Source organism: Rhizobium sp. BR 314, from assembly GCF_047445805.1.
GTDB classification, from domain to species: domain Bacteria; phylum Pseudomonadota; class Alphaproteobacteria; order Rhizobiales; family Rhizobiaceae; genus Rhizobium; species Rhizobium lusitanum_B.
In genome coordinates this window covers 490,222-496,931 of record NZ_JARWLA010000002.1, presented here as the reverse complement: position 1 = coordinate 496,931, position 6,710 = coordinate 490,222, and the positions used below count along the sequence as shown (strand labels likewise).

General features: G+C 58.5%; 8 protein-coding genes and 3 tRNA genes. 3 read left to right on the top strand and 8 right to left on the bottom strand.

Annotation, left to right across the window (positions count from 1 at the left end; genetic code table 11):
• The 4 genes from QD461_RS04930 to QD461_RS04915 all read right to left on the bottom strand — a co-directional run.
• A partial coding sequence (locus QD461_RS04930) for a GTP-binding protein (protein WP_034884511.1) occupies positions 1-247 on the bottom strand: 247 nt, incomplete at its 3' end.
• A 417-nt stretch (positions 248-664) separates the two neighbouring features.
• Positions 665-1,093, bottom strand: a complete 429-nt coding sequence (locus QD461_RS04925; RefSeq protein ID WP_414086690.1) for a DUF3597 domain-containing protein — start codon at positions 1,091-1,093, stop codon at positions 665-667.
• Positions 1,094-1,341: 248 nt separating this feature from the next.
• Positions 1,342-1,415, bottom strand: a tRNA-Gly gene (locus tag QD461_RS04920).
• A 25-nt stretch (positions 1,416-1,440) separates the two neighbouring features.
• Positions 1,441-1,525, bottom strand: a tRNA-Tyr gene (locus QD461_RS04915).
• A 199-nt stretch (positions 1,526-1,724) separates the two neighbouring features.
• On the opposite strand from QD461_RS04915, the gene rlmB reads away from it, so the two are divergent.
• Entirely contained in the window at positions 1,725-2,633 is a 909-nt protein-coding gene (gene rlmB / locus QD461_RS04910) for a 23S rRNA (guanosine(2251)-2'-O)-methyltransferase RlmB (protein WP_414086689.1), read from the top strand.
• Between the two features lie 39 nt (positions 2,634-2,672).
• Positions 2,673-3,362 carry an AprI/Inh family metalloprotease inhibitor gene (locus QD461_RS04905; RefSeq protein ID WP_414086688.1) on the top strand — a complete coding sequence of 230 codons (690 nt, stop codon included), beginning with the start codon at positions 2,673-2,675 and terminating at the stop codon, positions 3,360-3,362.
• A gap of 158 nt (positions 3,363-3,520) precedes the next feature.
• Here the strand turns inward: QD461_RS04905 and QD461_RS04900 are convergent, their stop codons facing one another.
• The 3 genes from QD461_RS04900 to QD461_RS04890 form a co-directional block, all read right to left on the bottom strand.
• Entirely contained in the window at positions 3,521-3,814 is a 294-nt protein-coding gene (locus QD461_RS04900; protein WP_414086687.1) for a hypothetical protein, read from the bottom strand.
• 176 nt (positions 3,815-3,990) lie between these two features.
• Positions 3,991-4,260 carry a hypothetical protein gene (locus QD461_RS04895; protein ID WP_414086686.1) on the bottom strand — a complete coding sequence of 90 codons (270 nt, stop codon included), beginning with the start codon at positions 4,258-4,260 and terminating at the stop codon, positions 3,991-3,993.
• Between the two features lie 132 nt (positions 4,261-4,392).
• Positions 4,393-4,468 (bottom strand) — tRNA-Thr (locus tag QD461_RS04890).
• 166 nt (positions 4,469-4,634) lie between these two features.
• On the opposite strand from QD461_RS04890, the gene QD461_RS04885 reads away from it, so the two are divergent.
• Positions 4,635-5,408, top strand: a complete 774-nt coding sequence (locus QD461_RS04885) for an NAD kinase (protein ID WP_184701907.1) — start codon at positions 4,635-4,637, stop codon at positions 5,406-5,408.
• A 76-nt stretch (positions 5,409-5,484) separates the two neighbouring features.
• Here QD461_RS04885 and prfB read toward each other — a convergent pair.
• Positions 5,485-6,616, bottom strand: a protein-coding gene (prfB, locus tag QD461_RS04880; RefSeq protein ID WP_184701905.1) for a peptide chain release factor 2 whose coding sequence is annotated in 2 segments (ribosomal slippage) — positions 5,485-6,546 and positions 6,548-6,616 — 1,131 coding nt in all. Because the reading frame shifts where the segments join, the coding sequence is not laid out codon by codon here.
• Positions 6,617-6,710: the final 94 nt, after the last annotated feature.

The following is a 6,710-nucleotide window of genomic DNA, read 5'->3' as shown; positions in this document are numbered from 1 at the left end:
AGTCAGCGTGGCCGGGGCAATCGACGTGAGCGTAGTGACGGTTCGGCGTCTCATACTCAACGTGCGCCGTCGAGATCGTGATACCACGAGCCTTCTCTTCCGGAGCAGCGTCGATCTGGTCGTACGCCTTGAACTCGCCGAAGTACTTCGTGATCGCTGCCGTCAATGACGTCTTGCCGTGGTCAACGTGCCCAATCGTACCAATGTTGACGTGCGGCTTATTGCGCTCAAACTTACTCTTTGCCATTTGAATGCTTCCTATGAACGTAATGAGTGACCCCGGCGAACCGGTTTAGTGCCGCCGTTTAAGGCTTTCGTCGCGTTTGCGCAAGACTTAATTACAGAGGCAATCGCGGGCGAAGCTTTGTCGCCGGCCAAGGATCCCCAGCCCTAGACATTCCTTCGCCGCGTAACGTTCGCCGACCGATCCGGAAAGACGCAAAAGCATTTGCCGGTTCAAACGCTTAGATAGGAACCTGCACCGGGCAATTCCAGTGGCCAAAACGGGAAAGCACCATTCCCCGGTTAGGAATATCCCGAAATGCAAAACGCCCTCTCCAGGTAGGAAAGGGCGCAGAACTGTCGAGAGACTACAAATCGTCTCCATCGCGATCGTATTGTTAGATGTCGCTCGCGAATGTGCTTCGTCAAAACCCAGCGCTTCTCAGCCGAGAAGATCGGCCGGCACCTTGCCGCCGTTGTCGGAGAGCTTCTTCAGAAGCGCCTTGTGGAGAAACATGTTCATCTTGGCGGAATCGCCAGCATCGCCGGCATAACCCAGCTCCTGGGCCAGTTCCTTGCGTTCGGAAAGGCTGGCGTCCATGCCGAGCGCCTTCATCAAATCGACAATCGAGTGCTTCCAATCCAGCTTCTGACCGTTGCTCTTGACGGCGGCGTCGAGGATCGCGGCAATATCCACCGGCGCGGATGGTGCGCTCGTCGCTGGTGAAGTTGCCGCCGTCGTTGCGGAAGGTGTGGGCGTTGCCGCGGGTTCCGGATTGGCGGTTGTAGCAGCGGTCGTCGGCGCCGGAGCGGCCTCCGCAGCCTTTGCTTGTCCCCAGATTGCACCCTTGATCTTGTCGAAGATACCCATTTGCGCTCTCCCGTTTCAGTTGCCTGAGCAATATCTATCGCTCGCAGGGATTTAAGCAACCCTTCGTGTCAATTATGCAAAGACGGGATGGAGCAAGACATTCGCGACGAGGGCAATCGCTAAATCCACTGCGATCACTTGAACATGAAATAATTAGATATAGAAATTCGAGCGAAAAATGCTGAAGACGCCAGCATCTACGTAGCCAGGCAAAAGCATGGAAATTAAAAGAAGCTTCTTTGAAATCTTGGAGCGGGTAGCGGGAATCGAACCCGCGTATTCAGCTTGGAAGGCTGCTGCTCTACCATTGAGCTATACCCGCGGGACGGTCAAGATCCGGCACGGAATGGTGGAGGGAGTTGGATTTGAACCAACGTAGGCTGAGCCAACGGATTTACAGTCCGTCCCCTTTAACCACTCGGGCATCCCTCCAGTATTCCGACTGGATCTTGCGACCAAGCTTGCTAGATGTTGGCGTCGCCGCCGTCGTCTGCGCCGCGTATATGACCGGACGAATTCCTTCTGTCAACACAAGGAATTCGCAAAAATGACGAAAAAATTTCAGCCTGTGGGAAAAGTCCGTTGCCGAAAGAGGACTATGCGCCCTGAAAGGCGCTGGTTATAAAGCCGCATGAGCAAAGATAAGACACCAGGCCGCTCCGGCCCCGACAACACCGCCGGCGACAAGTCCGCCAAGGACACGCACTACGCAACTCTGCGCCGCGCGCATCGCGACGCCAAACGCGAGCGTGGCGAAATTCCGACGCCGGCACCCCAGAAGCGCAAGCGGCCCGGCGCAGACGATTGGAAGCCGCCCGCACTCGCACCCGATCAAGTCTTCCTTTATGGCCTGCACACGGTTCGGGCCGCACTTAACAATCCCGAGCGCAAGAATATCAAGCTGTCGACGACGCAGAATGCGCTGGTGCGCCTGGAAGTTGGCCCCGTCGACGCACTCGGCATCCCGGTCGAGATCGTCTCGCCGCAGGATATCGACAAGATACTGGGACCTGAAGCCATCCATCAGGGCGTGATGCTGGAGACGCGTCCCCTGCCCGTTCGCCGCCTCGAAGCGCTGAAGGGCAGCCCGCTGCTGCTCGTTCTCGATCAGGTAACGGATCCGCACAATGTCGGCGCTATCATGCGCTCGGCTGTGGCCTTCGATGCCGGAGCCGTCATCACCACGCAGCGGCATAGCCCGACCGAATCAGGCGTGCTGGCCAAGTCCGCATCAGGTGCTCTCGAACTGATACCATATATACAGATCACCAATCTTGCCGACGCGTTGAATGAGCTGCATCGGCTCGGCTTCACCACGATCGGACTTGATTCGGAGGGACCGGCGCCATTGGAAGGCACGTTTAGCGGCGACAAGGTCGCTCTCGTGCTCGGCTCCGAAGGCAAGGGCCTCCGCCAGAAGACGCGGGAAACCGTCAATGCGCTGGCGCGACTCGACATGCCAGGCGCCATCAAGTCACTCAATGTGTCGAACGCAGCTGCGATCGCGCTTTATGCGGCGCGATCCTATCTGAAAATCTAGCGGCGCCGAAGCTGCCGTTATCAGCTGGGGGAATTTCCTTTGATCCGTATTCCTGGTCTAGCGGCGGCTTCCGTCGCCTTCGCTCTTGCCGTGGGTCAACCGGCACACGCTGCCGATGACGAGCTTATCAAGGCTCAGGCCGGCGTATGGCTGCTGGCGCCGGAAAGCGGCGCCAAGGGATGCCGGTTGACCTTCAATACCACCCCCGCCACTGGCGGCTACGGCATTACCGGCGCGGACACCTGTACAACGCCCCTGCCCGCTCTCTCCAAGGCCAGCGCGTGGAACTTCGCCGACGATGGTTCGCTTGCGATCATGGATGGCGCGGGTCAGACGCTTGTTCGGTTTCAGCAGGAAGAGGGCTCGCCATGGGTCAGCGAGAGCGGCGATCCGACGTGGCTCCTGCCCGCCTTGGGGGACGTCGATCACGTGCCGACCGTCGCGAGCCTAGCCGGAGCTTGGCGTATCCAGCGCACCGACGGCAAGGCCGTCTGCGACGTCACTTTGACCACCGACAAGGATCCCGACGGCACGGCCAAAATGTCACTGGCCAGTGACTGCGCCAAAGAGATCGGCGATCTCAAGCTCTCGCTCTGGGCTGAGGAAGGTTTCGGGCTGGTCATGCTGGGCAGCGACGGCTCATCGCTCTCCTTCGATATGAAGCCAGACGGCAGCTTCCAGAAATCCGACGAGGAAGAAGGCGAGCCACTGTTGTTGGTTCGCAAGTAGCAGGTTGCTGATTTGCAGAGCCGCCGAAGATTTGCTCCCTGGGGCACGATTGGCGTCGGCTTCACCCATTTCAGGGGCAATGGTCTTCTTGGCAACCTTTCCAGTCCCGCGCCGCAGCTCTTCGGACGCGCCTGCCGTTACGGACCAGCCACTGTTGGTCATCTGACCACGATCGGCGCCGAGCGCCAGACCGATTGGCGCAAAGCCGACCTCTCGGTGATCGGGCATCCGTCCTGCAGTTTCGACCATGAGGTGACGTTGAGGTTCATCTCGCATTGCGCGAGATAGCTCTTGCCGCCAACGTCCATGCAGACGACTTCGCCAACCGAGTGCTGTTTTCCATCCGCATTCTTGCAGTAACAATTTTCGCCGGCCAAAGCCGATGCGTTTGCAGCAAAGGCTGCAACCACAAGCGGCAATCCCCAGACCAGATATCTGACCGTCTCGCGCATGAACCCACCCTCACCCGCTTTCGACGGGAGAAGTGTATGCCTATTTCACGCTGTGTAAATCGTCTTGGGTAAATGCGCCGATTTCGCACGAGGGCAGACAGACGTTCGACAGTGCAAGGAAGGCGCAAGTCCGCCTCCCTGAAACTCATCGACACTGAGGAAACAGCGAGCCGGGCTCAGTGAACCGCAGGATCCGCGTCATCGAAGAACGACCGGATGCCGTCGCGCGCAACCGTTGCCAGGAACTCGTCGAAAGCCTCGCGGTCCGTCGTGAAAGGCTCTTCCCATTCGATGAGGTCCTCTTCCGGCGTGATGACCTCCATCCGCCAATCGCCATTGGTGCCGGCGGGGCGAAAAATATCGACCAGAACGGTCACATCGTCGTCGGTGAACTCGCCCGAGAGTTCTGAGTGTTCGAGCTTAGGCTTCTTCGGCTTGCTGGTCATGTGTTTCCAAGGGCAAGATATTGTTGAAGATCGTCACGAGCGCCCAAACGGGCGTCGGCAGCACATATTAGCCAGCCACCGCATGTTTTCCATAGCGGAGACGGCACGACGATCAAGTTCCTGGGAAAAAAGTGGTGCCCCCGGCAGGGTTCGAACCCGCGACCCCCTGATTACAAATCAGGTGCTCTACCAACTGAGCTACAAGGGCACACTGGCATGCCAAGTAGCAGATTTTGATTTCCTGTAAAGAGAAAATGCGTCGCCATCGTCGGTATTCCCGTTCGACAGTCGGGCGGGATTTACCAGTCTTTACAAAACGTCTTGTCGCATAGGGGGAATATCATTACCTAGTACGATCATTAAAAGGACATGGCATGTCGCGTCATTTTCACTCCGTCTGCTTTCTCGCCTCGCCTACCCCTGAAGCACAGGAGGCTCAGGAGGAGCTGATTCGCCTCTATGGCCAGACGGACCAGGAGGCGGCCGATATCGTGGTGGCCCTGGGTGGCGATGGCTTCATGCTCCAGACGCTGCACAAGACCATGAATACCGGCAAGCGCGTCTACGGCATGAACCGCGGCTCCATCGGCTTCCTGATGAACGACTATCGGACGGACGGCCTGGCGGAGCGCATCGAAGCCGCCGTCGAAAATGCGTTCCACCCGCTGCAGATGACCACGCGCAATGCTGATGGCAGCAGCTGCGTTGCGCTCGCCATCAACGAAGTGTCACTATTTCGCCAGTCCTACCAGACCGCGAAACTGAAAGTGGAGATCGACGGTCGCGTTCGCCTGCCGGAGCTCATCTGCGACGGGCTGATGGTGACGACCCCCGCAGGTTCCACAGCCTACAATCTTTCCGCCCATGGTCCGATCCTGCCGCTGGAAGCGCCGCTGCTTGCCATGACGCCTGTCAGTGCCTTCCGACCTCGCCGCTGGCGCGGCGCTCTGCTGCCGAACAAGGTGACGGTCGATATCACCGTGCTCGAAGCGGAAAAGCGCCCCGTCAATGCGGCCGCCGACAATACGGAGGTCAAGTCGGTGCTCGGTGTCCAGATCATGCAGAGCGAAGACACGACGGCGCGCATCCTGTCCGATCCGGACGGGTCCTGGTCCGACAGAATTCTCGCAGAGCAGTTTTCGGATTGAAGACTGAGCCATGCCGCACTTGCGGCGCCAATAAAAAAGCCCCGTCTCCGGGGCTCTCTTCTAATTTGCTTCGATCTTAATCAACGTCATCGACAACGGCATCGGCCGCGCCGCTGATGCGGTGCGCAAGAGCGGCTTCCATGAACTCGTTGAGATCGCCATCGAGCACATCGCCCGGAGCGGTGCTGGCAACGCCGGTCCGCAGATCCTTGACCAGCTGGTAAGGCTGCAGAACGTAGGAACGGATCTGGTGCCCCCAGCCGATATCCGTCTTGGAAGCGGCTTCGGCATTGGCGGCCTCTTCGCGCTTCATCAACTCAGCTTCGTACATGCGAGCGCGCAGCATATCCCACGCCTTGGCGCGGTTCTTGTGCTGCGAACGCTCCTGCTGGCACTGCACGACGATGCCGGTCGGGATATGCGTGATACGCACAGCCGAATCGGTCGTGTTAACGTGCTGGCCGCCGGCGCCCGACGAGCGATAAGTATCGATTCGGCAATCGCTTTCGTTGATCTCGATCTGGATCGAGTCGTCGACGACCGGATAGACCCAGATCGACGAGAAAGACGTGTGACGACGCGCATTGCTGTCATAGGGCGAAATACGCACCAGGCGATGGACACCCGATTCGGTTTTCAGCCAGCCATAGGCATTGTGTCCCTTGACGAGCAATGTCGCGGACTTGATGCCGGCTTCTTCGCCGTCATGCACTTCGAGCAGTTCCACCTTGAAGCGCTGGCGTTCGGCCCAGCGGGTGTACATGCGCAGAAGCATGTTCGCCCAATCCTGGCTCTCCGTGCCGCCGGCGCCGGAATGAACTTCGAGGTAGGTATCGTTGGAATCGGCTTCGCCCGAAAGCATCGCCTCCACCTGCCTGCGCGCTGCTTCCGCCTTCAAGCCCTTCAGGGCATCTTCGGCTTCACGCACAACATCGGCATCGCCTTCTTCCTCGCCAAGCTCGATCAGCTCTACATTGTCGGCAAGCTGCTGCTCGAGAGCGCGCACACCGCTAATACCATCGTCAAGCTGCTGGCGTTCACGCATCAGTTTCTGCGCTTCGGAAGCATCGTTCCAGAGGGTCGGGTCCTCTGACTTGTTATTCAACCAGTCCAGTCGTCTTACGGCCTGATCCCAGTCAAAGATGCCTCCTCAGCAGGGTGATAGCCTGCTTGGTTTCATCAACTACTTTCTCGATTTCGGCTCTCATGATCCTGTTTCTTCTTCTCGCCGCCCGATGTGAGCAGCCATCCAATTCAAAGAGTGCTGGTGACATAGATATACATGCCGCTGGTGTAAAGCCC